The organism is Tamlana sp. s12, from assembly GCF_016767215.1.
Lineage (GTDB): Bacteria > Bacteroidota > Bacteroidia > Flavobacteriales > Flavobacteriaceae > Pseudotamlana > Pseudotamlana agarivorans.
The window spans coordinates 3,491,531-3,516,426 of sequence record NZ_CP068547.1 but is presented as its reverse complement, the minus strand read 5'-3'; the positions used below and the strand labels follow the sequence as shown (position 1 = coordinate 3,516,426).

20 protein-coding genes and 1 tRNA gene are annotated in these 24,896 nt (G+C 34.1%); all 21 read left to right on the top strand.

Annotated features, from left to right (window positions below; all coding sequences use genetic code 11):
- Window positions 1–40 precede the first annotated feature (40 nt).
- Window positions 41–1,282 carry a phospho-N-acetylmuramoyl-pentapeptide-transferase gene (gene mraY / locus JJL45_RS15195; RefSeq protein WP_068603925.1) on the top strand — a complete coding sequence of 414 codons (1,242 nt, stop codon included), beginning with the start codon at window positions 41–43 and terminating at the stop codon, window positions 1,280–1,282.
- 38 nt (window positions 1,283–1,320) lie between these two features.
- Complete coding sequence (gene murD, locus JJL45_RS15190) at window positions 1,321–2,712, top strand: UDP-N-acetylmuramoyl-L-alanine--D-glutamate ligase (RefSeq protein ID WP_082935959.1); 1,392 nt, start codon at window positions 1,321–1,323, stop codon at window positions 2,710–2,712.
- An 11-nt stretch (window positions 2,713–2,723) separates the two neighbouring features.
- Window positions 2,724–3,917, top strand: a complete 1,194-nt coding sequence (locus tag JJL45_RS15185) for an FtsW/RodA/SpoVE family cell cycle protein (RefSeq protein WP_067150073.1) — start codon at window positions 2,724–2,726, stop codon at window positions 3,915–3,917.
- Window positions 3,918–3,923: 6 nt separating this feature from the next.
- Entirely contained in the window at window positions 3,924–5,012 is a 1,089-nt protein-coding gene (gene murG, locus JJL45_RS15180; RefSeq protein WP_068603924.1) for an undecaprenyldiphospho-muramoylpentapeptide beta-N-acetylglucosaminyltransferase, read from the top strand.
- Window positions 5,013–6,365, top strand: a complete 1,353-nt coding sequence (murC, locus tag JJL45_RS15175; protein WP_068603923.1) for a UDP-N-acetylmuramate--L-alanine ligase — start codon at window positions 5,013–5,015, stop codon at window positions 6,363–6,365.
- 16 nt (window positions 6,366–6,381) lie between these two features.
- Window positions 6,382–7,074, top strand: coding sequence for a cell division protein FtsQ/DivIB (locus JJL45_RS15170; RefSeq protein WP_317191965.1), 693 nt, complete (start codon window positions 6,382–6,384; stop codon window positions 7,072–7,074).
- A gap of 3 nt (window positions 7,075–7,077) precedes the next feature.
- A complete protein-coding gene (ftsA, locus tag JJL45_RS15165; protein ID WP_068603919.1) occupies window positions 7,078–8,406 on the top strand; it encodes a cell division protein FtsA in 1,329 nt (442 codons plus the stop codon).
- Window positions 8,407–8,511: 105 nt separating this feature from the next.
- On the top strand, window positions 8,512–10,500 hold the full coding sequence (ftsZ, locus tag JJL45_RS15160) for a cell division protein FtsZ (protein WP_068603917.1): 1,989 nt from the start codon (window positions 8,512–8,514) through the stop codon (window positions 10,498–10,500).
- A 140-nt stretch (window positions 10,501–10,640) separates the two neighbouring features.
- Window positions 10,641–11,090 (top strand): GatB/YqeY domain-containing protein, encoded by a 450-nt coding sequence (locus JJL45_RS15155; RefSeq protein ID WP_068603915.1) that lies wholly within the window; start codon window positions 10,641–10,643, stop codon window positions 11,088–11,090.
- Between the two features lie 124 nt (window positions 11,091–11,214).
- Window positions 11,215–11,288, top strand: a tRNA-Arg gene (locus tag JJL45_RS15150).
- 221 nt (window positions 11,289–11,509) lie between these two features.
- A complete protein-coding gene (locus JJL45_RS15145; RefSeq protein ID WP_068603913.1) occupies window positions 11,510–12,769 on the top strand; it encodes a site-specific integrase in 1,260 nt (419 codons plus the stop codon).
- 139 nt (window positions 12,770–12,908) lie between these two features.
- Window positions 12,909–13,754 carry an RteC domain-containing protein gene (locus JJL45_RS15140; RefSeq protein WP_068603912.1) on the top strand — a complete coding sequence of 282 codons (846 nt, stop codon included), beginning with the start codon at window positions 12,909–12,911 and terminating at the stop codon, window positions 13,752–13,754.
- Between the two features lie 606 nt (window positions 13,755–14,360).
- A complete protein-coding gene (locus JJL45_RS15135; protein ID WP_068603910.1) occupies window positions 14,361–14,636 on the top strand; it encodes a helix-turn-helix domain-containing protein in 276 nt (91 codons plus the stop codon).
- Window positions 14,637–14,772: 136 nt separating this feature from the next.
- The gene (locus JJL45_RS15130; protein WP_150937165.1) at window positions 14,773–15,438 is read left to right on the top strand and encodes a hypothetical protein; all 666 of its coding nucleotides are present in this window, start codon (window positions 14,773–14,775) and stop codon (window positions 15,436–15,438) included.
- The gene (locus JJL45_RS15125) at window positions 15,435–16,148 is read left to right on the top strand and encodes an ATPase (protein WP_068603908.1); all 714 of its coding nucleotides are present in this window, start codon (window positions 15,435–15,437) and stop codon (window positions 16,146–16,148) included. The genes JJL45_RS15130 and JJL45_RS15125 overlap by 4 nt, the downstream gene beginning before the upstream one ends.
- Before the next feature lie 222 nt (window positions 16,149–16,370).
- Window positions 16,371–17,972 (top strand): type I restriction-modification system subunit M, encoded by a 1,602-nt coding sequence (locus JJL45_RS15120; protein WP_068603907.1) that lies wholly within the window; start codon window positions 16,371–16,373, stop codon window positions 17,970–17,972.
- The gene (locus JJL45_RS15115; RefSeq protein ID WP_202664192.1) at window positions 17,972–19,198 is read left to right on the top strand and encodes a restriction endonuclease subunit S; all 1,227 of its coding nucleotides are present in this window, start codon (window positions 17,972–17,974) and stop codon (window positions 19,196–19,198) included. The genes JJL45_RS15120 and JJL45_RS15115 overlap by 1 nt, the downstream gene beginning before the upstream one ends.
- Before the next feature lie 194 nt (window positions 19,199–19,392).
- Window positions 19,393–20,700: a Fic family protein gene (locus tag JJL45_RS15110; RefSeq protein ID WP_068603902.1), complete on the top strand. Its 1,308-nt coding sequence runs from the start codon at window positions 19,393–19,395 to the stop codon at window positions 20,698–20,700.
- Window positions 20,701–20,913: 213 nt separating this feature from the next.
- Entirely contained in the window at window positions 20,914–21,045 is a 132-nt protein-coding gene (locus tag JJL45_RS16250) for a hypothetical protein (protein ID WP_262895015.1), read from the top strand.
- Window positions 21,038–21,949, top strand: coding sequence for an Abi family protein (locus JJL45_RS15105; RefSeq protein ID WP_068603900.1), 912 nt, complete (start codon window positions 21,038–21,040; stop codon window positions 21,947–21,949). Before JJL45_RS16250 ends, JJL45_RS15105 begins: the two co-directional genes overlap by 8 nt.
- Window positions 21,950–21,955: 6 nt before the next feature.
- Window positions 21,956–24,808 carry a type I restriction endonuclease subunit R gene (locus JJL45_RS15100; RefSeq protein WP_068603898.1) on the top strand — a complete coding sequence of 951 codons (2,853 nt, stop codon included), beginning with the start codon at window positions 21,956–21,958 and terminating at the stop codon, window positions 24,806–24,808.
- The last annotated feature ends 88 nt before the right edge of the window (window positions 24,809–24,896 follow it).

The window sequence follows — 24,896 nt, the reverse complement described above, 5'->3', positions numbered from 1 at the left end:
AGAGGTAAGTAAACTAAAGTAACCAAAAAATAGAAAAAAGATGTTGTACTACTTGTTTGAGTATCTAGAAAAGCAGTTTCAGTTACCTGGGGCTTCGCTTTTTGGTTTTATAACTTTTAGAGCTGCCTTGGCTGTGATTTTGTCTCTTTTAATTTCAACGATTTATGGTAAGCGTATCATTAATATGTTAATGAGGCAACAAGTAGGTGAGACAATTCGTGATTTAGGTTTAGAAGGGCAGCAGGAAAAGGCAGGAACGCCAACCATGGGTGGAATTATTATCATTCTGGCTACGCTAATTCCGGTGCTTTTACTTTGTAAACTAAGTAATATTTACATCATTCTTTTAATTGTTACAACCGTTTGGATGGGGGTTATTGGGTTTTTAGATGATTATATTAAGAAGTTTAAAAATGATAAAGAAGGTCTTAAAGGAAAGTTTAAGGTATTAGGGCAAGTTGGCTTAGGACTTATTGTAGGGGCAACCTTGTATTTTCATAAAGATGTAACCATGAAGGAGCAAGTGCCACCAGAGGTGCGTCAGGAGCTTTTAGCTCAAAATCCAAATATTGCAGCCACTAAATTATTTAAACCGGAGAAGAAATCGGCGTATACCACCATTCCATTTATAAAAAATAATGAATTTGATTATGCTAAAGTCATCACTTGGATCGATCCTTCTTTAGAAAAATATGCATGGATTGTTTTTGTGTTGGTTACAATTTTCATCATCACAGCGGTTTCTAATGGAGCAAATTTAACCGATGGGATTGATGGTTTAGCAGCAGGGACGTCTTCTATTATTGTATTGACACTGGGGATTTTTGCCTGGGTTTCGGGTAATATTGTTTTTGCCGATTACTTAAATATCATGTACATCCCTCGTGTTGAAGAAATAACGATTTATATCGCAGCCTTTGTAGGAGCCTTAATCGGATTTTTATGGTATAACACTTATCCCGCTCAAGTTTTTATGGGAGATACAGGGAGTTTAACCATTGGAGGTATTATAGCAGTTATAGCTATTGCGGTAAGAAAGGAGTGGTTGATTCCTGTGCTTTGTGGTGTGTTTTTAGCTGAAAACTTATCAGTTGTTATGCAGGTGGGGTGGTTTAAATACACTAAGAAAAAGTATGGCGAAGGCAGGCGATTATTGAAAATGTCACCATTGCATCATCATTATCAGAAGGAAGGCTATCACGAAAGTAAAATTGTAACACGATTTTGGATTGTAGGAATCATATTAGCCATTCTTTCAATAGTAACATTAAAAATTAGGTAACCAATTTATCATTTCCACGAAAGTGTAAGCTTTATAAAATGAAAAAGAATCAAATAAAACAAGATAGTGAGCAGAGTTCCTCAACAGAAGGAGCTGGAAAAGGCTTTTTAGTCGTTTTAGGTGGTGGCGAGAGTGGTGTAGGTACGGCGCTTTTGGGAAAGGCAAAGGGTTATGATGTTTTTGTTTCCGATAAGGGAAAAATAAAAGACAAGTATAAAGAGGTTCTTATAGAAAATGAGATTGATTGGGAGGATGAAAATCATACCGAGTCTAAAATATTGAAGGCTGATGTGGTTATGAAAAGTCCTGGAATTCCTGATAAGGTGGCGTTGATTAAGCAGATTAGAAAGGCTGGAATTAAAGTAGTTTCAGAAATTGAATTTGCTTCAAAATTCACTGAGGCAACCCTGGTAGGCATTACAGGTAGTAACGGAAAAACGACTACAGCTACTTTAACGCATCACTTGTTGAAACAAGAGCTAAATGTGGGGCTGGCCGGTAATATAGGTGATAGTTTTGCTAAGCAGATTCTGGAAGATGATTATCCGAATTACGTGTTAGAGATCAGTAGTTTTCAGTTGGATGATATCATCGATTTTAGGCCGCATATCGCTGTGATTACAAACATAACACCAGATCATTTAGATCGCTATGATTACAAGTTTGAAAATTATATCGAATCAAAATTTAGAATTACAGAGAATCAAACAGAAGCCGATTATTTGATTTATGATGCCGATGATGAAGTCATTGTAAATCATCTTAAAAAGTACCCGGTTAAAGCCATTTTATTGCCGTTTTCATTAGAAAAAAATATAGAAAATGGCGCATGTTTAGAAAAAGAGAATATTAAAATAACAATAAATAATAATCAGATCATTATGCCAACATCAAATCTTACATTAGAAGGAAAGCACAACGTTAAAAATGCTATGGCAGCTTCTACTGTGGCGCACTTATTAAAGATCAGAAAACAAACCATTCGTGAGAGTTTAGAGAACTTTCAAGGTGTAGAACACCGTTTGGAACAAGTTCTTAAAATAAATAAAGTACAATATATTAACGATTCTAAAGCAACGAATGTTAATGCAACATACTATGCTTTAGAGAGCATGGGAGCTCCTACCGTTTGGATAGTGGGAGGTGTCGATAAAGGAAATAATTATCAAGAGTTGTTTTCTTTCGTAAATGAAAAAGTAAAAGCCATCATTTGCTTAGGTGTTGACAATGAGAAATTATTAAACACTTTTGGTAACATGGTTGATGTTATTGTAGAAACTCAGTATATGAGTGAAGCCGTAAAAATAGCTTACAAATTAGCTGAAACTGGAGATAATGTGCTATTGTCACCTGCTTGTGCAAGCTTCGATTTATTTGAAAATTATGAAGATCGAGGACGTCAATTTAAAGAAGCGGTAAGAAATCTGTAAAAAATAAAAATTTGCAATCCATATTTAAAAACATAAAAGGTGATCGGTTAATTTGGGCTATTGTCGCACTTTTGGCAATAGTGTCATTTTTGCCAGTGTATAGTGCGGCCAGTAATTTGGCTTATAAAGGAGTGGGTACAAATACCTTCTCATTTTTTATAAAGCACTTTTTTCACTTGGCTTTGGGTTTTGCCATCATTTATGGGGTGCATAAAATTCCTTATAACTATTTTAAGGGGTTGTCGCTTGTTATGGTGCCAATTGTTTTGCTTTTGTTGGTGTTAACCATGTTACAAGGGACTACGATTGGAGGTGCTAATGCTAGCCGATGGATTCAAATACCTTTTGTGGGGATGTCGTTTCAGACTTCCACTCTAGCAGGAGTGGTATTAATGGTTTATATCGCACGTTACTTATCTAAGGTTTATGATAAAAAAATCAGTTTTAAAGAGACTATTTTGCCCTTGTGGATGCCTGTGTTTTTAGTGTTGATTCTCATTTTGCCAGCAAATTTTTCAACCACAGCTATCATGTTTACCATGGTTGTTGTGTTGGTTTTTTTAGGCGGATATCCATTGCGTTATTTGGCGGTTATTATTGGTACTGGGGTATTGGTTTTATCATTGTTTATTTTAATAGCCAAAGCATTTCCGGAAGCTATGCCTAATAGAATTGATACTTGGATGGGGCGTATTGAAAGTTTTTCTAACCCTGAAGATACCGAAGCCGATTATCAAATAGAAAAAGCTAAAATAGCTATAGCATCCGGTGAAATTTGGGGTGTTGGTCCTGGTAAAAGTTCACAGAAGAACTTCTTGCCACAATCGTCATCAGATTTTATTTTTGCAATCATTATTGAGGAATATGGTTTGCTGGGCGGGTTTTTTGTTATGTTTTTGTACTTGTGGTTCTTATTTAGAATTGTCATAGTAGCTCAAAAATCAGAATCCGTTTTCGGGAAATTAGTAGTGCTCGGTGTTGGGTTGCCTATCGTTTTTCAAGCTATAATAAACATGGCTGTTGCCGTTGAGTTATTTCCTGTAACAGGGCAGACATTACCATTGTTGAGTAGCGGGGGAACTTCAATTTGGATGACCTGCTTGGCTGTGGGAATTATTTTAAGCGTAAGTGCTAAAAGAGAAGAAATAAAAGAAAAAGAATTAGGAGAAGAAAATCCTTTAGATGTTTTATCAGAAGCAATTTAAAAGCATATGTATAGAGTTATAATGTCAGGCGGAGGTACAGGAGGGCATATTTATCCTGCTATTGCGATTGCCAATGAGATCAAGTCACGCTATCCTGATTCCGAAATTTTGTTCGTTGGAGCCAAGGATAGAATGGAGATGGAAAAAGTGCCTCAAGCGGGATATCCTATAAAAGGGCTTTGGATAACAGGGGTTCAACGTAGTTTTACCTTAAAGAATTTGAGTTTTCCTTTTAAAGTGATTAGTAGTTTATGGGGAGCTCGAAAAATCATTAAATCATTTAAACCCGATGTGGTGATTGGTACAGGAGGGTTTGCTAGTGGACCTTTATTGAAGATGGCCGAATTAGCTAACATTCCTGTGCTTATTCAGGAGCAGAATTCCTACCCAGGTATTACTAATAAGTTGTTAGCAAAAAAAGCTAACAAAATTTGTGTGGCTTACGATGGTTTGGATCGTTTTTTTCCAAAAGAAAAAATTGTAAAAACAGGAAACCCTGTTCGTAAAGGTTTATTGCATATTGATAATAAAGTAGAGGAGGCTAAAAAGTTTTTCGACCTTAAAGAAGGCAAATGCACGCTTTTAGTTATTGGTGGTAGTTTGGGAGCAAGACGTATCAATGAATTGATTGAAAAAGAACTTGATTTTTTTGACACACAGAATGTGCAAATCATATGGCAGTGCGGGAAATTGTACTACGATAAATATAAATTATATGATAATACCAAAAACGTGCAAGTGCATGAGTTTTTAAACAATATGGATTATGCTTATGCTGCTGCAGATGTGGTTATATCAAGAGCAGGAGCAGGTTCGGTTTCAGAGCTTTGCATTGTTGGTAAACCTGTAGTTTTTATCCCATCGCCTAATGTGGCTGAAGATCATCAAACGAAAAATGCTATGGCCGTAGTTAATCAGGATGCCGCTTTGATTATAAAGGAAGAAGATTTAAATGCTGATTTTGAAAATAAGTTTTCACAACTTATCGCTCAGCCTGAAAGAAAGAAAGAATTGGGTCAAAATATAAGAAAATTAGCATTGGTTGATGCAACAAAAGATATTGTTAATGAAGTTGAAAAACTACTCAAAAAATAAATGAATTTAAACACCATACATAGGGTCTATTTTATTGGTATTGGCGGTATCGGCATGAGCGCTATTGCGCGTTATTTTCTTGCTAATAAGAAACAAGTAGCGGGTTACGATAAAACGCAAACCGACATCACAAACTCACTTGTGGATTTGGGTATGGACGTGCATTTTGAAGACAATATCGAACTTGTCGATAAGGCGTTTCTAAATCCGGAACATACACTTGTAGTCTATACGCCAGCTGTGCCTAAAGACCATAAAGAATTAAATTTCTTTAAAGACAATGGGTTTGATGTGGTAAAGCGTTCTCAGATTCTAGGGCTAATTACCGAGCATACGTTCTGTTTGGCAGTTGCAGGAACGCACGGAAAAACAACAACAACGAGTATTTTAGGGCATTTGCTCAATACTTGTGAGGTGCCTTTAACCGCATTTTTAGGGGGAATAAGTGAAAATTACAATTCAAACCTCATATTAAACGGTACAGAAGTATCTGTGGTAGAGGCCGATGAATTTGATCGTTCGTTTTTAACCTTGTCACCAGATTTTGCCTGTATCACCTCTATGGATGCCGATCATTTAGATATTTATGGTGATGCCGCAGAATTAAAAAAATCGTTTGTAGCTTTTTCAGAAAGATTGAAGTCAAACGGTAAACTATTTGTAAAAAATGGACTGCCCTTGGATGGAATAACCTATGGTATTGAAGATGATTCAGATTATACGGTTCAAAATATTAGAATACAAAACGGTGCTTACATATTTGATGTAAAAACACCAAAGGACACGATTAAGGATTTAGAATTTAACCTACCAGGTCGACATAATTTGTCGAACGCCTTAATAGCCTTGGCGATGGCTGTAGAATATGGTTGCTCCTACCAGCAGCTCGCCAAGGGATTGGCAACTTACAAAGGGGTGAAGCGTAGATTTTCTTATCAGATAAAAACCGAAGATTTTGTTTTTATTGATGATTATGCGCATCATCCGCAGGAAATAAGTGCAGTGCATCAGGCGGTTAGAGAAATGTATCCAAATAAAAAAGTATTAGCCATTTTTCAACCACATTTATTTAGCAGAACGCGCGATTTTATTGATGATTTTGCCGAAAGTTTGTCGAAATTTGACGAGTTATTATTACTCGATATTTACCCAGCAAGAGAGTTGCCTATCGAAGGTGTAACCTCGAACTGGTTGTTAGGGAAAGTTAATAATGATAAAAAACAACTTGTAACCAAGGATGAGTTGTTAAACGCGATTCATAATAGCGAAGCTCAGGTGGTTTTAACCATTGGAGCAGGTGATATTGGCGCCGAAGTAAAACGTATTAAAAACGAGTTTAGCCTTGAAAATTAATTGGAATTACATAAAAATGATTGGCATTTTTGGCTTAGTGATTTTTCTTTTCGCTTTTGCGTCAGGAAGAAATGCTGTGCGGCCTGTATCTGAACCACGGGTGAAGTTCGTGGGCGAAAACAATCTTTTTATAACCAGTAAGGCTGTTAGTAAATTGTTAATACAAAATTACGGCAAGGCTTCAAACGTGGCGAAAGAAACTTTAGCTTTGAATGAATTAGAGAAAGCGCTCAAATCTAATCCCATGATTAAGACTGCAGAAGTGTATGTTGCTATAAACGGGACACTTAATGCCGAAATAGAACAAAAAACACCTATTGCAAGAGTTAACACGAATGCGTCTTATTATGTTGATGCCGACGGTCAGTACATGCCGTTGTCCAACAATTATTCTGCAAGAGTGCCTTTGGTTACGGGTTATGTTGAAAAAAATAATTTGAAAAGTGTCTATCAAATTGCCCTGAAAATAAACAATGACGACTTTTTAAAAAAACATGTTTATGAGATTCGACAAGACGAAAGTAAACAACTTTTTCTAAAACTTAGAAAGTGTGATTTTACCGTACAGTTAGGCTCGGTAAACGCTTTAGATAAAAAAATTAATAACCTAAAAGCTTTTTACAAAAAAGCGCTTAAGGATAATATATTGAAAGACTATAGTAAAGTTAATTTACAGTTTGATAACCAAGTAATATGTACCAAAATTTAGACTATGGAGCATAATTTAGCAGTAGGATTAGACATAGGAACCACAAAAATTGTGGCCATGATTGGCCGTAAAAATGACTACGGAAAATTAGAGATTTTAGGTATAGGAAAGTCTAAAAGCTTAGGGGTACATCGTGGTGTTGTCAATAATATTACACAAACCATTCAGTCCATTCAGCAGGCCGTTCAGGAAGCTGAAGCTTCTTCAGATATAAAAATCGAAGATGTAACGGTGGGTATTGCAGGTCAGCATATCAGAAGTTTACAGCATAGCGATTATATCACAAGATCGAATTCCGAAACGGTTATTGATGATAACGATATAGAAATGCTTATAAATCAGGTACACAAATTGGTAATGCTTCCTGGGGAAGAAATTATTCATGTTTTGCCTCAAGAATATAAAGTTGATGGTCAAGCTGAAATAAAAGAACCTATTGGAATGTATGGCGGACGCTTAGAAGCTAATTTTCATGTGGTTGTAGGTCAAGTGTCATCAATTAGAAATGTAGGGCGCTGTATTAAAAGTGCCGGTCTTAATTTAGAAGGCATCACTTTAGAGCCATTAGCATCTTCTAATGCTGTGTTAACTCAAGAAGAAAAAGAAGCCGGTGTGGCTTTAATTGACATAGGTGGCGGAACCACAGATTTAGCCATTTTTAGAGATGGTATTATTCGTCACACTGCAGTAATTCCTTTTGGAGGAAATGTTATTACTGAAGATATTAAAGAAGGTTGCTCGATTATTGAAAAGCAAGCCGAATTATTAAAAATAAAATTTGGGTCGGCCTGGCCAGGTGAAAATAGAGATAACGAAATCGTTTCCATTCCTGGTTTAAGAGGTCGTGAACCGAAAGAGATTACCCTTAAAAACTTGTCTAAAATCATCCATGCTCGTGTTGTGGAAATTATAGAACAAGTATATGCCGAAATTAAAAACTACGGTCATGAGGAACAAAAGAAAAAACTCATAGGCGGTATTGTTTTAACAGGTGGTGGAAGTCAATTGAAACACTTAAAACAATTGGTGGAATACATTACTGGTATGGATACTCGTATAGGCTATCCTAACGAGCATTTAGCAGGTGATAGTGATGATGATATTACAAGTCCCTTATATGCCACAGCAGTTGGTTTAGTTTTAGACGGACTAAAACGCCAAGAAAGAAAAAAAGTAGAACAACAAGAAGAAGAGATTATTGAGGAAGAAGAGGTTGTTAATGAGCAACCAGAAATAGAGGATGAGCCTGTGATAAAAGCTCCAAAAGAGCGCCGTTCGTTTCTCGATAAATTAACCGATCGTCTTAAAGATTTTTTAGACGACGCCGAATAAGAAAGTAAAAATTGTCTAGTTAACAATTTTAAGATTTTGCCGCAAGGCATTTATATTGATCCATAGAATAAAATATTAAGTACAAACCCTAGTAAAACAGAATTTATGAGCAGCAATGAAAAATTCGAAACAAACATCGCATTTGATCTCCCTAAAAACAGGTCGAATGTTATTAAAGTAATAGGCGTTGGTGGCGGCGGAAGCAATGCCATCAATCACATGTTCCAGCAAGGTATTAAAGGCGTAGATTTTTATATCTGTAATACCGATGCTCAAGCTCTTGAAAATAGTGGTGTTCCAAACAAAATTCAATTAGGATTACATCTCACCGAAGGTTTGGGAGCCGGGGCTAATCCTGAAATTGGAGAGAAATCAGCTGAAGAGAGTGTAGAAGAAATTGCTGAAATGTTAGACTCTAATACCAAAATGGTGTTCATTACAGCAGGAATGGGTGGTGGAACAGGTACTGGAGCGGCTCCAATTATCGCTAAAATGGCTAAAGATAGAAACATTTTAACGGTAGGTATTGTGACGATGCCATTTCAGTTTGAGGGTAAAATGCGTCTTGAACAATCTCAAAAAGGTATCGAAAACCTTAGAGCTGTTGTCGATTCGTTAATTGTAATAAACAACAATAAACTACGTGAAGTTTATGGTAATTTAGGTTTTAAAGCTGGATTCTCGAAAGCAGATGAAGTTTTAGCTACAGCTGCTCGTGGTATAGCCGAAGTTATTACACACCACTACACACAAAATATTGATTTACGTGATGCTAAAACAGTGTTGAGTAATAGCGGAACGGCTATTATGGGATCTTCGTTAGCTTCAGGACAAAATCGTGCGCAAGAAGCTATTAGAAAAGCGCTTGATTCACCTTTATTAAACGATAATAAAATTACTGGTGCAAAAAAAGTATTGCTGCTTATTGTTTCTGGTACTCAGGAAATTACTATTGATGAAATTGGTGAAATTAACGACCATATCCAAAATGAAGCCGGTCACAGTGCTGAAATCATTATGGGAGTTGGTGAAGATGAAGGTTTAGAAGAATCTATCGCTGTAACCATTATTGCTACGGGTTTTAATATCGAACAGCAAGATGAAATTTCTAATACCGAAACCAAAAAAGTAAAGCATATTCTTGGTGAAGATAAAGAAACAGAGGCTCAAGACAAGGACCCGATAGTTATTCCGCCTCAGGTAGAAATGAAGGTGAAAAAAGAGCCTGTTGTGGTGCGTCATACTTTAGAGGACGATGTACAGGAAACTAAACCACAAGTACCAAGACAAGCAGCTCCAAAAAAAAATATTGATTTAATTCCTACGTCAGAAATCATTAGAAATATTGGAGTGACTTATGAAGAAGTGACCGATAAGTTACGTGAAGAACTTATTGATGATGAAGATGATTTTGTAATTAATACCGTGTCTCGTGATGTGTCTACGCCTTCAGAAGAAAAAGAAATCGAGGTGGTTTCTGATTTTATTGAAGAAGAGCAACAAATCACGTTGACTTTTGATATGCCTATTTCTTCTAAAACAGAGGAGATAGAAGAAGAAGTTGAAGACATCATCTCTCACGAATTAATTGAAGAGGATGTTAAGGATATTCCTGTAAAAAGTTATGTAGAGGTAGTTCCTGTAAATGAAACCAACGAAAATGGTGATGTTCGTTATGCTCTAGATGATTATGATGATGTTGAGCCTTCAAAAAACACATCACAATCTAAGATATCACATGTTTTAGATATCGAAGAAGAAGATGTTGTTTTTGAAAGAAAAACGGTGCCTACTAAAACGACTAAAGAAGAGGAGGTTGAAGAGGTAGACCCTATGAACACGCCAATTTCAGAATTGCTTAAAGAACGTGCTGAAGAGCGCCGACGCAAAATGAAAGACTTCAATTATAAGTTTAATAGTTCTAAAATTGACGATATTGAAAAGGTTCCAGCTTATAAACGTCAAGGTGTCGATTTAAAAGCTGCTAAGCATTCTTCTGAGACCAATATGTCTAGGACAAGTATTGGTTTTGACGATAACGATGATATCAAATTAAGAAGCAATAACTCTTTTTTACATGACAATGTAGATTAGAACGAGGTGACTAACTTTGTTGAAAACCGAAAAGTAATAAAAATAACTTTTCGGTTTTTTTATGGGTAAAATTTGATAATCGTAGGTATAAGAGCTTCATTTTTTCTTAGTATCTTCGCATACTCCAATACACGATTGAAATGAGTTTACAAGTAGAAATAATGACGGCTTTAAAGGAAGCCATGAAATCTAAAAATCAAACCGCTTTAACAGCCTTACGCGCAGTGAAATCTGCCATTTTATTAGCCCAAACTGAAAGTGGCGCTAAAGAGGAATTAACTGAAGAGCAAGAGTTAAAAATACTTCAAAAACAAGTAAAACAACGTCGTGATAGTGCGGCTATTTATATTGAGCAAGGCCGACAAGACTTAGCTGATCCAGAGTTAGCAGAAGCAGAGGTTATCGCACAATTTTTACCTGAAGCACTGCCAGAAGAAGAAATCGTGAAAATTGTTGATGCGACAATTTCGAAATTAGGTGCTGTAGGTATGAAAGATATGGGTAAAGTTATGGGCGTGGTAACTCAAGAGTTAGCAGGAAAGGCTGATGGCAAAACCATTTCTAATGTTGTAAAATCACGGTTGTCTTAAGTTTTAAAAGTTAAAAGTTAAAAGTTAAAAGTTAAAAGTTAAAAGTTAAAAGTTAAAAGTTAAAAGTTGTTGCTATTATTCACCAATAACCAATAACTAACAACCAATAACTAAAAATTAAAATGGCTGCGTAGTTCAACTGGATAGAATATCAGATTTCGGCTCTGAGGGTTGGGGGTTCGAATCCCTTCGCGGTCACAAGTAGCTTGTTTAAAAAGCATTAAAACCATGTAATTCTTATGAATTACAAAGGTTTTGAGAATTATGGCAATCCATTTGAATTGGTATAATTCCATCTTAAATGGTTGCCAATCGGTTACCTTTTTTTTAAGGTGTCTGCTTAGCAGACACCTTAAAGAAACTTTGTAATAGTATAGTTGAATTGACTTTCGTACTTAATCATTTTAATTACGACAACTATGCAAAAGCAAAACACTTTTTCTATACTCTTTTGGTTACAAACTTCAAGGGCTATAAACAATGAAGCATTAATTTATGCTAGAATTACTGTAAATGGTAAGCGTTTAAATATAAGTTTAAAACGTAAAGTAACTGTTTCACTCTGGGATTCTAGTAAAAAAAGGGTTAGAGGCAATTCAATTCAGGCTCGGCAAATAAATCAATCAATCGACCAGACCCACACCAAGCTTTTTCAAATTTATCAAGATTTAAAGTTTAAAGGTGAACTCATAACAGCTCATCTTATAAAATCACATTACACAGGTGAGACTAATGAGTCCAAAAGCCTTCAAGAGCTCCTTAAATATCATGCTAAAAAAATAGAAAATACTTTAGCAAAAGGATCTATAGAAAATTTTGGTGTTACCGAAAATTATATAAATCGATTTTTACTTAAGAGCAGAAGAACTACAGATATTTATTTAAACCAATTAGATTATAAATTTCTATGTGACTTTGAAAGTTACTTATACGATTATTGGCCAAAGGGGCATCCAAGGACTATGAGTCAAAATACGGTAATGAAACATATCCAACGGTTTCGTAAGATTATAACTTTAGCTTATCATATCGAGTGGATTGAAAAAGACCCCTTTGTTAAGTGGAAACAAGTATATGAGAAAAAAGAAAGAGAATTCCTTTCAGAAAATGAATTGTCTAATCTTGAAACGCTTTCATTTAAGATAGAGCGATTAGAGCGTGTTCGCGATTTGTTTGTCTTTAGTTGTTATACCGGTATTAGTTATGTCGATATTATGCAGCTAACAGATTCTAATTTAGTTAAGGGAATGGATGGCAGTACTTGGATTGTTACACACCGACAAAAAACGAAATCTAAGGTTAAAATCCCCTTATTGCAACAAGCAGAAAACCTCATAAAAAAGTATGAAAATCATCCGTTAACCACTAGTGCTCAAACCTTATTTCCAATAATTACAAACCAAAAACTAAATGCTTATTTGAAGGAGTTAGCAGATATCTGTGGTATTAAAAAGAATCTAACTTTTCACATGGCAAGACATACATTTGCTACAACGGTCACATTAAGTAATGGTATGCCAATTGAAACTGTTTCCAAATTGCTTGGCCACACTAAAATAGCAACCACTCAAATATACGCCCGTGTATTAGAAGACAAGCTAAGCCAAGATATGAACAATTTAAGGCAGCAATTAGAAGGTAAATCTAAAAATAATGATAGTGCTTCCAAATTAGGTTAAAGAAGGGTGTTATGTTTTAAAAAGCAAGATAGTTTTATTTGTCTTGCTTTTTTTTCATACAAATTAAAGTTGTTTGTTATTTAGGAGTTGTTAGTTTTAGGCCTCAATTTATATTAAACTAAATAACCAACCCAAAACTATGGAATTAACGATTTACAAAACTATTACAAACCTTTTAAATCAAAAACTAGAAGACATTGATCAATCCAACGATGATACCATCCAAAAATTAGAGCGAAGTTATTCAGTGTCTTACAAAGCTCTTAAAGAACTTAAACAACATTATTCTAATAGTAATTTACTCAATCAACAAAAGGAAATAGAGTTTTTTAAACACATAAAGCCTTATGTCTTGAGCAAAGTTATTACCTTTTCTCAGCTTTATAATTTAGAAAATAGAAAACCAACAATTTCAGATAAGGCCATTTTAAAATACTACAAAAGTTATATTGTAGGTCTTCAAGAGTATATCGATTCAAATATTAGTTTTTATAACTATTACCGAACGGAGAGCTCGATGTATGATCAACAATATTTCACTAGAAGTGAAATCGATTTAAAACTCTATCCAGAAGCTGCGTATTTCTGTACAGACAATAATTTTTCAACAAGCCATGATACCATTCTTGCCACTATTATGGCAAATGAAGAGATTATTATGTATGTAAAGCAGGAGATGACAAACTATAGTCAGCAGGTTTTAAATAGCCATAAAGGTTTTAATAATAATTTAAAATGGACGGCAACCAAAAGTGATTTAGTGGAGTTATTGTATGCGCTGCATTCAAGTAATGCTATAAATAATGGGAATGTCACATTAAAGGAATTAGCAACTTTTTTAAAGGAAGCTTTTAGCTTGAAATTAGATGATTATTCCAGAGTTTATTACGAACTACAATCCCGAACACAAAAAACTAAGTTTATAGACAATTTAAAAGAAACTTTAGAAAATAGGATTGAAAATTCGTTAGAAACGAGAAGGTAAATCCTTTTACATTTCATACGTTTTTTAGCTAAAAATAATGAGCATTTAGCCTTAGAAAGTAATTTTTTGTAGAGCTATGGTATTTTATTAAGAAAAAAAAATAAAAATTTTTAATTCATTTTATTCTAATTAAGTTCTATTTGGAGGTAATACTCTAAAATCACGAACATGTTTGCATGTTACTTGATTTTCTTGCTGCGGGTTTCCCGTAATTTATTGACTTTTAAATGTGTTTTATAGTTCTGTTTGCTAAAGTAAAATAGTCTAAACCATTAATAGACAACTATGTTTTTTAGGTTTATTGTTTATAGTCATAAACACCCAACTAGTACCCAACTTGTGTATAGGTAAATTTGTTTGTAAATAAAATCATACACATGGATTTTGTTGGAATAAGTTTAAAAGCTCAATTATATAGTAATATAATATGTTACAAATTATACTAAACATTACTGAACACATATAATCCCAACTTCGATATCATTGTGGATAATTTCCAAAAAGGAGTTGCAAATTTGCCAAACGAAAGTCAAATTCAACTAATACTAACCATTAAAAACCTTTTTTTAAAAAGGTAAACTTTTAAACTCAATTATTAACGAAACTATGAGCATTAAAATTTTAACGCTAGAGGATTTAAATGAATTTAAATCAGAATTACTTGGTGATATCCAAAACTTAATGGCCGAGCCTCAGAACGAAAAACCTAAAAAATGGATTAAGTCATCAGAAGTTCGAAAGATGCTAAGTATATCAGCAGGAACACTTCAAAATCTTAGAATCAATGGTACTTTACCCTACACAAAATTTGGAAGTGTCATTTATTACAATGCCCACTTAATTAATGAAATCCTCGAAAGTAATCACATTCAAGGTTCCTAAATAGATTTAGTTCTCCAGTTTTATATTTAAAAAGCAATCGCTTTTAAATTCTCTCTCTTAAGTTTTAATCAATGCTAAACCTCCAGTTTTATGAAATTGGAGGGTATTAGTCATGCCGTAATTTAAATAAAGAGCTATGCAATCCATTAATTATATAAGCCATTTAAATCAAGTCTTTAATGTGTTTTCATCAGATAGCAGATTAAACACGACCCATGTAAGCATGTATATGGCGCTTTTTCATTTCTGGAATAATGCCCGATTTGCTGATGAGTTTTTTATAAACCGTAACGATGTTATGTTGTTGTCTAAAATAGGCTCTAAAGGAACCTATCATAAATGCATGAGGGATTTAGATACCTGGCAATATTTTAAATATCTGCCTTCAAGGAACCCGCAAATGGGAAGTAAAATTAAGATGTTCGATTTAGGTACAAGTACAGAACAAGTAGAGGTGCGGCATTGTACCAAAAATGGTACAAGCCCTGTACAAGTATCGGGGCGTTATATAAACAATACTAAACATAAAAAACCGGTAAACATTTTTAAACCAAAAAATTTAGAAAATGTTACTGATTTTTTTATTTCAAAAAATTGGCATACTAATCATGCCGCGAAATTTTTCAATCATTACGAGTCTGTAGGTTGGAAAAAAGGAAAAAGTCAAATAGAAAATTGGCAAGCAGCAGCACAAAGCTGGATGCTTCAAGCTGAAGCTTTAGAGAAAACAAAAAATGTCGAACAAAAAGCAACAGACAGCCTGCATACTATCCGCAATAAAAATTATAACCAACCGCTATGAATCATTCAACAACCATTTTCAATGCACAAAAACCGCACATTATCGTTGAAGGTGCAATTACCTATCAGTTGGGCGAATTAAAGGGAAATCAAATCAATTATAACTTTCAGAAAATTTTAATCTACCTAGAAGCTAAAGGTAAATTGCTTTTTGGCAAGCATTTTAAAATCCATCAAGAAGACCATGAAGTGCTATTAAAATTAATAAGTTATTATGTGCATGACGAGGCCTTTTGTGTCAACCTGGGTATCGATATCCAAAAAGGTATTCTTTTATCGGGTCCCGTGGGCTGTGGTAAAACAACATTAATGAAACTCCTTCCTTTTGTCGCACCTCATAAACGACCATTCAAATGTATTCCAGCAAGAAACATTGTGTTTAGTTTTAATAACATTGGGTATAAAACTATTGAAGATTACACCGACCAGGATACTTACTGTTTCGACGATTTAGGAGTCGAACAAAAAGGAAAACATTACGGTACCGACTGCAATGTCATGGGGGAAATTATTTTGTCACGTTACGATCTCTTTTGCGATTCTGGTCATATTCCCAGCCAAACATCTAAAAGAAAAATTTTCACCCACATTACCACCAACCTCAACGCTCAAGAGTTAGAAGAAAAATACGGCGAGCGTGTTCGTTCCCGAATGCGCAGTATGTTTAATCTTATTGCTTTTGATGACAATACTAGGGATAAGAGAAAATAATGTAGTTCGTCGTAATTTCTAGTTTTTGGTGTGTTCAATTTCTTTTTCTAACAATGAAATTTATGCCAAGAGTCTATAAACCCGTTGTGATTAAAATAGGGAGTAATCGCAAGGAAAATATAAAGGACTTTCTATCCACTGCAAATTTCCCTCCAAAACCACCCATCCCAATACAATTAAATATCCTATTTTTAAGCTTTCTTATACAATCCAATACAATCAATGTCAGAAGAACAGAAAAAACAACTCGAAAAACAATTATGGGCTATAGCTAACTTGTTAAGAGGCAAGATGGATGCAGACGATTACAGAAATTACATCTTAGGCTTTATATTCTTTAAATACCTTTCCGAAAAACTACACCTATATGCCGATGAGATTTTAGAACCAGACAATATAACCTACGAGCAAATAGACGAGAATACTGCAGATGGCAAATTATATATCGATGCTGTTAAAAAAGCATGTATTAAAAATTTAGGCTACTTCTTAAAACCCAGCGAATTATTTACCTCTATTGCTCAAAAAGGAAATAACCTAAGTGATATACAAACCAACGATAACGACGAAGCAACACAGTTTTTTATTATCGAAGATTTAGAACACATCCTAAATAATATCGAACAAAGTACAATGGGTACCGACTCCGAAGACGATTTCATCCGACTCTTCGAAGACTTAGACCTAACATCTTCCAAATTAGGGAAAACCGTAAAAGCTAAAAATGAAATCATAGCCAAAATCATTACCCATTTAGATGAAATAGACTTTCAGTTACAAGATACAGAAAGCGATTTGTTAGGCGATGCCTACGAATATTTAATCGGTGAGTTTGCGGCAGGAGCAGGTAAAAAAGCAGGCGAATTTTATACCCCTCAAGAAGTATCAACCATATTAGCAAAAATTGTAACCACACGTAAAAAACGAATCAAATCGGTGTACGATCCAACATGTGGTAGTGGGTCCTTATTACTACGTGTAGCTAAAGAAGTAGACGATGTAGGTATGTTTTACGGTCAAGAACTTAACCGTACCACTTACAACTTAGCACGTATGAATATGATTCTGCACGAAGTACACTACTCCAAGTTCGACATCAAGCAGGAAGACACCCTAGAAGAACCACAGCATCTCGATATCGATTTAAAAGCAGAAGCCATTGTAGCAAACCCACCTTTTTCTGCAAACTGGTCGGCAAAAGGCATTTTTAGTACAGACGATAGGTTTAGCCAATACGGTAAACTAGCCCCAAAAACCAAAGCCGATTTCGCATTCGTGCAACACATGGTACATCATTTAGACGAAAACGGAATCATGGCAACCGTACTGCCACACGGCGTGTTATTTAGAGGAAGTGCCGAGGGCCATATTAGGCGATATTTAATAGAAGACCGCAATTATATCGATGCCGTTATAGGTTTACCGGCAAACATCTTTTTTGGCACCGGCATACCAACCTGTATCCTGGTACTTAAAAAATGCCGAGAGGCAAACGAAGATGTTCTGTTTATAGACGCCTCCAATCATTTCGAAAAACAAGGCAATCAAAATAAGCTATTACCAGAGCATATTGCCGAAATCACAAACACCTATGCCAATAGGGAGGTGAAAGACAAGTACAGTTATAGAGCCACCTTACAAGAAATAGCCGATAACGATTACAACCTCAACATCCCCCGTTATGTCGATACCTTTGAAGAAGAAGAGCCCATCGATATTAATGCAGTTGCAGAAGAGATACAAGCTTTAGATTTAGAAATTGCTGAAACAGATAAACGCATCGCTTCTTATTGTGCTGAGCTAAATATTAAAACGCCTTTTTAATGATGGAAAAACAATTAAGTTCTATTGTGCCTAGTCGAAATATACCACAGTTGAGGTTTTCAGAGTTTGATTTAGATTATAAAAAGGTTGAACTAAAAAAAGTTGCGACTTTTAATCCTAAAAGTGAAGAGCTTCCTGAATCTTTTATTTATATAGATTTAGAAAGTGTGAAAAATGGTCTGTTGTCTAAAGAAGAAAGAATTAATAAATCTGATGCACCAAGTAGAGCACAAAGATTGTTAAGAAAAGATGATATTATTTATCAAACAGTTAGACCTTATCAAAAGAACAATTATTTCTTTGATAAAAATGTAAATGATTATGTTGCATCTACTGGTTATGCTCAAATAAGGACAAAGCAAGTTTCTGAATATCTCTATCAATATTTACATACAGAAAAGTTTGTAAATAAGGTTTTAGTTAGATGTACAGGTACAAGTTATCCAGCGATTAATTCTACTGACTTATCGAAAATAAGTATAAATATTCCAAATATTCCAGAACAACAAAAAATAGCAGCATTCCTTACCGATGTAGATGATAAAATTACCAAACTAACCAAAAAGAAAGACCTTTTAGAGCAATACAAAAAAGGGGTAATGCAAAAAATCTTTAATCAAGAATTAAGATTTAAAGATGATAATGGTAATGCCTTTCCAAAGTGGAGAAAGGGTAGGATAGATGAATTTGGTTATTTCTATTACGGAAAGAGCGCACCTAAATTTTCTTTATCTGATGATGCACCTACCCCTTGTGTAAGATATGGAGAGTTGTATAGTACTTATGATGAAGTTATAATAGACATAAAATCATATACAAATATTGAGCCTAGTAATTTAAAATTTAGTAAGGGAGGTGAAGTGTTAGTACCTCGTGTGGGAGAAGATCCTTTAGATTTTGCTAACTGTAGTTATTTACCCTTTCCTAATATTGCAATAGGTGAAATGATTTCTGTTTATAATACAGAAGAGAATGGTTTATTTATAACGTATTACTTTAATGCAAAATTGAGAGAAAAATTTGCAAGAGTTGTTGAAGGAGCTAATGTTTCAAATTTATATTTTAAGTATTTGGAAGATATTGAAGTTCAAATTCCGAGCTTAGATGAACAATATAAAATAGTAAGTTTCTTGACTGATATTACAAACAAAATTAAAGCCGTAACCACCAAAATAGAAAAGGCACAAAGCTTTAAAAAGGGCTTATTACAGCAAATGTTTGTGTGAGGTCATTGCGAAGTCCTTATTTAGAAACATGAAGCAATCTCACGAATGCAAGTAATTAGGAATCAACAAACAGATGGCTTCACCACCTTCACAATGCTTCATGAAAAATACGAAACCAGGGTTTATTTATAAAACAACCACTAAAAACTTCGAGATTATTGTTAAATCTCGAAGTTTTTAGTAGTTTTACCTCCATGATAGAACAAGCACCAAAATTTGAGTTCTCTAAAAAAGTGGTCACTAACCTGCAAGAGTCAGAGATACTAAGTACCATTAAAAGTATTAATGATGACTATTTGTATTGGGATAAAGTAAAGTACAAAAAAACCAAGTTTAAACCACATGAGCTTTGGAATATTGTTAAGCTAAGTAGGCTTTTAAAGTCCGATTCTTTAGCTTTTGGTAATTACACTTTTAAATATGTAAATACAGATTACATACAAAAAGTAGTACATTTTTTCGACATGAATATTGGTGGCTATATGGGCGCTAAAAACATTATTCCAGAAGAAGACAAAACACGGTATTTAGTAAGTTCTATTATGGAAGAAGCTATTTCTAGTAGCCAAATAGAAGGAGCTAACACTACTAGAAAACATGCAAAAGAAATGTTGCGTAAAGAAATTAAACCGCATACAAAATCTGAGCAAATGATTGTGAATAATTACCTTACAATCAAGCATATTACACAAAATAAATTAGAAAACTTAACACCTCAAAATTTATTAGAGATACACCGTTTAATTTCTAAAGATACTTTAGAGACTAAAAGCGAAGAAGGTGCTTTTAGAACAAGTAACGATATTTATGTGGTCGATCATTTAAAAAGCGAAGTAGTACATACACCACCACACTATAAAGAGGTGCCAGATCTAATAAATGAATTATGTGTGTTTTTTAATGAAGATGTAGATAAAGATAATTTTATTCACCCCTTGCTAAAAGGTATAATTATTCATTTTATGATTGGTTTTATCCATCCTTTTACAGATGGTAATGGACGTACTGCAAGGGCTTTGTTTTATTGGTACTTACTAAAAAAAGGCTATTGGTTAACAGAGTATTTGTCTATATCTAAAATAATTCAAGATACTAAAAATCAATACGAGAAGGCGTTTATTTATACCGAAAACGATGAAAATGATTTGTCTTATTTCATTACCTATAACTTAAAAGTTATGGAGAAAGCTTTCGAGGCTTTAAAAAATTATATTCAAGAAAAGCAGAAAAATCATTTTAAAATTGCACGTTTTATTAAAATTCCAAATATTAACGAACGTCAAGCTCAGTTACTTAAATTAGTGTACGACAATCCAGAAATAGTTTTTAATACTAAAGAAATAGAAAACAGGTTTAATGTCTCTAATTACACTGCCAGAACAGATTTAAAAGGTTTGGTTGAATTAGGGTTTTTAGAAATTATTCCAGTCAATAAAGTAAAAAGAAATTTTATAAAATCTATTCACTTTAATGAACTTTTAAAAAAACATAAAATCGTGTAAATACTTCGAGATTATTAAAGAATCTCGAAGTATTTAAAAGAGGAAACGAATAACAACCCAACCAGAACAAGTACTCGAGGTCGCCTTACTTAGTGAAGTTCAAGCAACAAAAATAAGGCTTCAAGAAAAGGCACAAAGCTTTAAAAAGGGCTTGTTACAGCAAATGTTTGTGTAGCATAAAATTTAAAAACTTTAATAAAAATGTTAATACCTATGGCTAAATGGTATAAAAAGTATACTTTTGTGGCAACAGTACACACCACGCTACCCATTAGAACAGCGTCCCAGGGTGTGTCTTTTGCTTTTTATAAGGTACGTTTAGCTCAAAATCAACCTTATGTTTAGTAAACCTGCATTTACACTTTCCCAACAAGTAGAGCAACTACAAGAGCGTGGTTTAATTATTAAGCACCCACGTATTGCCGAAAAATACTTGATAAATATTAGCTATTACCGTTTAGGTGAATATTGGTATGTCATGCAATCCGATAAAGAAAAACATATATTTAAACCTAATAGTAAATTCGAAGACGCTATTGCTTTATATAATTTTGACGCCGAACTCAGGCTCCTGCTTTTTGATGTGATAGAGAAAATTGAAATTAGTTTACGTACCAAATTAATTTACTATTTATCCCATGAATCAGATCCTTGGTGGTTTCAAAATTTCGAACTATTTAATGATTGTAAGGCCTTAGTAAAAACACTTTCTAATTTAGAAGAAGAAATAACCCGTACTAAAGACGAATCAATAAAAAAACACCTTAAAAAACATAAGGAAGATGGTAGGTTTCCACCAGCATGGAAATCTTTAGAGCAAACCAGTTTTGGTGCATTATCAAAGTTGTATGGTAATTTAAAAAATGGTGTTAAAGCTAAAAATGATATAGCTAAAGATTTTGGTGCTGTAAATCATACCTATTTGCCAAGTTGGTTACAGTCTATTGCTCAAATTCGTAACTTTTGTGCGCACCATTCAAGATTATGGAACCGTAATTTACCAGGTACCGTAAAATTATTGCCTAAACCTCCAAACTCTTGGATACTAGACCCTTTAAATGTGCCTAAACAACATGAGTTTTCAAAACTATATGTGCACATGTGTTTAATGAGGTATATGCTAAATACGATTTTGCCTAAAAATGAATTCGCTAATAAATTGAATGCCCTGTTTGTTAAATACCCTAACGTCGACCCAAACGCTTTAGGTATGAAACCCAATTGGCAAAATGAACCTTTGTGGAAATAATAATTTATGACAACCCAACCAGAACAAGTACTCGAAAATAATTTAGTAAGCCAGTTAATAGCGCTAGGTCATAAACCAATTACTATTAAAACGGAAGATGATTTATTAAGCAACCTAAAAACACAATTAGAAAAGCATAATAAAACCACCTTTACCACACCAGAGTTTAACCGTATTCTATTACACCTTTCTAAAGGTAATGTTTTCGATAAGGCGAAAACATTACGCGATAAATATGTCCTTCAAAAAGATAATGGCGACAAGGCATATATCGAGTTTATCAATCAAGATTTCTGGTGTCAAAATCAGTTCCAGGTTACCAATCAAGTAACTATAAATGGCAAACGAGAAAACCGTTACGATGTAACTGTTCTAATAAACGGATTGCCTCTAGTTCAAATTGAGCTAAAGCGAAGAGGTATCGAACTTAAAGAAGCCTTTAATCAAATTCAACGCTACCAAAAGGAATCCTTTGCTTTCAATAATGCACTGTTCAATTACGTACAAATTTTTGTTATAAGTAATGGGGTCGATACTAAGTATTATGCGAATAGTCAAAAACAAAGCTTCAAATTTACTTCGTTCTGGAGCGATGAAAAGAATAAAAAAATCACACAATTAGAGCCCTTTGCCAATATCTTTTTAGAGCCTTGTCACATCGCAAAAATGATAACTAAATACGTGGTACTGCATGAAAGCGATAAAACTCTTATGGTACTTAGGCCATATCAGTTTTATGCAGTCGAATCAATTATTGATAGGGTGAAAAATAGCGATAAAAACGGCTATATCTGGCACACAACAGGATCGGGTAAAACACTTACATCCTTTAAAGCAAGTCAAATATTAACACATAACCCTAAAATTAAAAAGGTTGTTTTTGTGGTAGACAGACAAGATTTAGACGACCAAACCGTTAGAGAATTTCAGGCATTCGATAAAGAAAGTATAGATGGTACCGAAGATACCAAAACACTAGTAAAACAATTTTTAGATAACAGTAGGCCACTTTTAGTAACCACCATACAAAAATTGAATAGTGCCATATCTAAAGCCAAATTTAAAAAACAAATCGAAGCTTTAAAAGACGAAAAAATAGTCTTTATTTTCGATGAGTGTCACCGTTCTCAATTTGGCGATACTCATAGACGTATTGTTAATTTCTTTACCAACCATCAATTATTTGGCTTCACGGGTACACCTATTTTTGTTAAAAATGCCATTAGTAAAAAAAGCATAAAACAAACCACCGCAAACCTATTTCACGAGTGTTTACACCAATACGTAATCACAGATGCTATTAGAGATGAAAATGTTTTAAAATTTTCAATTGAATATTACAATGTTTTCAAAAATAAAGAAGGCATAGAAGATGTTAAAGTTGAAGATATCAATAAGCAAGAAGTATATGAAAGTAATGAATATTTAAATTCCATTACCAATTACATCATAGCAAACCACAACCGTAAAACACATCACAGAGCATTTACAGCCATGTTTTGTGTAAGCAGTGTCGATATTCTAATTAAATATTACGAGCTATTAAAGGCTAAAAAAGAAGCTGGAGAACACCGTCTAAATATTGCAACAATTTTTTCCTATGCCCCAAATCCAGAAGATAAGGAGGCTACTGGTGAAATTCCAGAAGAAGATTTTCCAGATCAACCCATGGCAGCAGAACCTAGAGCAGCCTATGGCATCATGCCTCATAAAGATAAATTAGACGAATACATTACAGATTATAACCTGCAATTTGGCTCTAAACATTCGGCTAAAGACGGTAAAACCTTTCTTAGCTATAAAAAGGACATTTCGCAACGTGTAAAAAACAAACAAATTGATATTTTATTGGTGGTAAACATGTTTCTTACTGGTTTTGATAGTAAGACCTTAAACACCCTTTACGTAGATAAAAATTTAAATTACCATGGCTTAATTCAAGCCTATTCCCGCACTAACAGAATCTTAAACGAAAAGAAATCTCAAGGAAACATTTTATCCTTTCGTAACCTAAAACAAAACACCGACGACGCCATTGCTTTGTTTTCAGATAAGAATGCTCAAGAAACTATAATTATAGCGCCATATGAAGAGCAAATAAAGAAATTTAATGAAGCTTACAAGGTCTTAATGAGTATTGCGCCAACGGTAGACAGTGTAAACGATTTAGTTACCGAAAATGATGAATTAGAGTTTGCCAAAGCCTTTCGTGAAATCATGCGGTTAAAAAACATCCTGTCTTCTTTCGTCGAATTCACTTTTGATGATACCTATATGAAAGATCAGGAATTCGCAGATTATACAAGTAAGTATTTAGACCTCTACGATAAAATTAAAACCAATAGCCAAAAAGAATCGGTATCTATATTAGATGAAATTGATTTCGAATTAGAATTAATCCATCGCGATGAAATCAATGTAGCATACATTATGAAACTGTTAGCCAAATTAAAAGATGCCAAACCTAAAGACCAGGCGAAACAGAAAAAGCAAATTATCGATTTAATAGCAGGCGAATCAGAATTAAGAAGCAAGCGCGTTTTAATAGAAAAATTCATCCAAAACAATCTGCCTAAAATCACCGATAACGATAATGTAGAAGATGAATTTAAAACTTATTGGAAAGAAGAAACTAAAAATGCATTAGCCGAATTAAGTACAACCGAAGCTTTAAAGCAAGAGAAGGTAGAAAACATTATAAACGATTTTCTTTTTACAGGAAGAATGGCTACTGAAGATGAGGTTATTGCCGCCCTAGAAAAACGCCCAAGTGTATTGCATAGAGAATCTATAAGTACAAGAGTAACTCAAAAAATTAAAGATTTCATTCAAACATTCATCAACGGAATGGATAATTAATGAAACACAGTAGCATGTAAGGAATAAATTCCGAGTTGAGTTTTCTTATGGGGGGCAAATACACTTTTCATATCGAACGCAGTGGGAT

What these genes read in the sequence shown, in the direction of transcription:
- JJL45_RS15135 (WP_068603910.1), top strand. Translation starts at nt 14,361, where the DNA reads ATGAGCATTAAAATTTTAACGCTAGAGGATTTAAATGAATTTAAATCA.
- ftsA (WP_068603919.1), top strand. Translation starts at nt 7,078, where the DNA reads ATGGAGCATAATTTAGCAGTAGGATTAGACATAGGAACCACAAAAATT.
- ftsZ (WP_068603917.1), top strand. Translation starts at nt 8,512, where the DNA reads ATGAGCAGCAATGAAAAATTCGAAACAAACATCGCATTTGATCTCCCT.
- murG (WP_068603924.1), top strand. Translation starts at nt 3,924, where the DNA reads ATGTATAGAGTTATAATGTCAGGCGGAGGTACAGGAGGGCATATTTAT.
- JJL45_RS15155 (WP_068603915.1), top strand. Translation starts at nt 10,641, where the DNA reads ATGAGTTTACAAGTAGAAATAATGACGGCTTTAAAGGAAGCCATGAAA.
- JJL45_RS15125 (WP_068603908.1), top strand. Translation starts at nt 15,435, where the DNA reads ATGAATCATTCAACAACCATTTTCAATGCACAAAAACCGCACATTATC.
- murC (WP_068603923.1), top strand. Translation starts at nt 5,013, where the DNA reads ATGAATTTAAACACCATACATAGGGTCTATTTTATTGGTATTGGCGGT.
- JJL45_RS15145 (WP_068603913.1), top strand. Translation starts at nt 11,510, where the DNA reads ATGCAAAAGCAAAACACTTTTTCTATACTCTTTTGGTTACAAACTTCA.
- JJL45_RS15130 (WP_150937165.1), top strand. Translation starts at nt 14,773, where the DNA reads ATGCAATCCATTAATTATATAAGCCATTTAAATCAAGTCTTTAATGTG.
- JJL45_RS15115 (WP_202664192.1), top strand. Translation starts at nt 17,972, where the DNA reads ATGATGGAAAAACAATTAAGTTCTATTGTGCCTAGTCGAAATATACCA.
- JJL45_RS16250 (WP_262895015.1), top strand. Translation starts at nt 20,914, where the DNA reads ATGGCTAAATGGTATAAAAAGTATACTTTTGTGGCAACAGTACACACC.
- JJL45_RS15100 (WP_068603898.1), top strand. Translation starts at nt 21,956, where the DNA reads ATGACAACCCAACCAGAACAAGTACTCGAAAATAATTTAGTAAGCCAG.
- JJL45_RS15110 (WP_068603902.1), top strand. Translation starts at nt 19,393, where the DNA reads ATGATAGAACAAGCACCAAAATTTGAGTTCTCTAAAAAAGTGGTCACT.
- JJL45_RS15105 (WP_068603900.1), top strand. Translation starts at nt 21,038, where the DNA reads ATGTTTAGTAAACCTGCATTTACACTTTCCCAACAAGTAGAGCAACTA.
- JJL45_RS15120 (WP_068603907.1), top strand. Translation starts at nt 16,371, where the DNA reads ATGTCAGAAGAACAGAAAAAACAACTCGAAAAACAATTATGGGCTATA.
- JJL45_RS15140 (WP_068603912.1), top strand. Translation starts at nt 12,909, where the DNA reads ATGGAATTAACGATTTACAAAACTATTACAAACCTTTTAAATCAAAAA.
- murD (WP_082935959.1), top strand. Translation starts at nt 1,321, where the DNA reads ATGAAAAAGAATCAAATAAAACAAGATAGTGAGCAGAGTTCCTCAACA.
- JJL45_RS15170 (WP_317191965.1), top strand. Translation starts at nt 6,382, where the DNA reads ATGATTGGCATTTTTGGCTTAGTGATTTTTCTTTTCGCTTTTGCGTCA.
- mraY (WP_068603925.1), top strand. Translation starts at nt 41, where the DNA reads ATGTTGTACTACTTGTTTGAGTATCTAGAAAAGCAGTTTCAGTTACCT.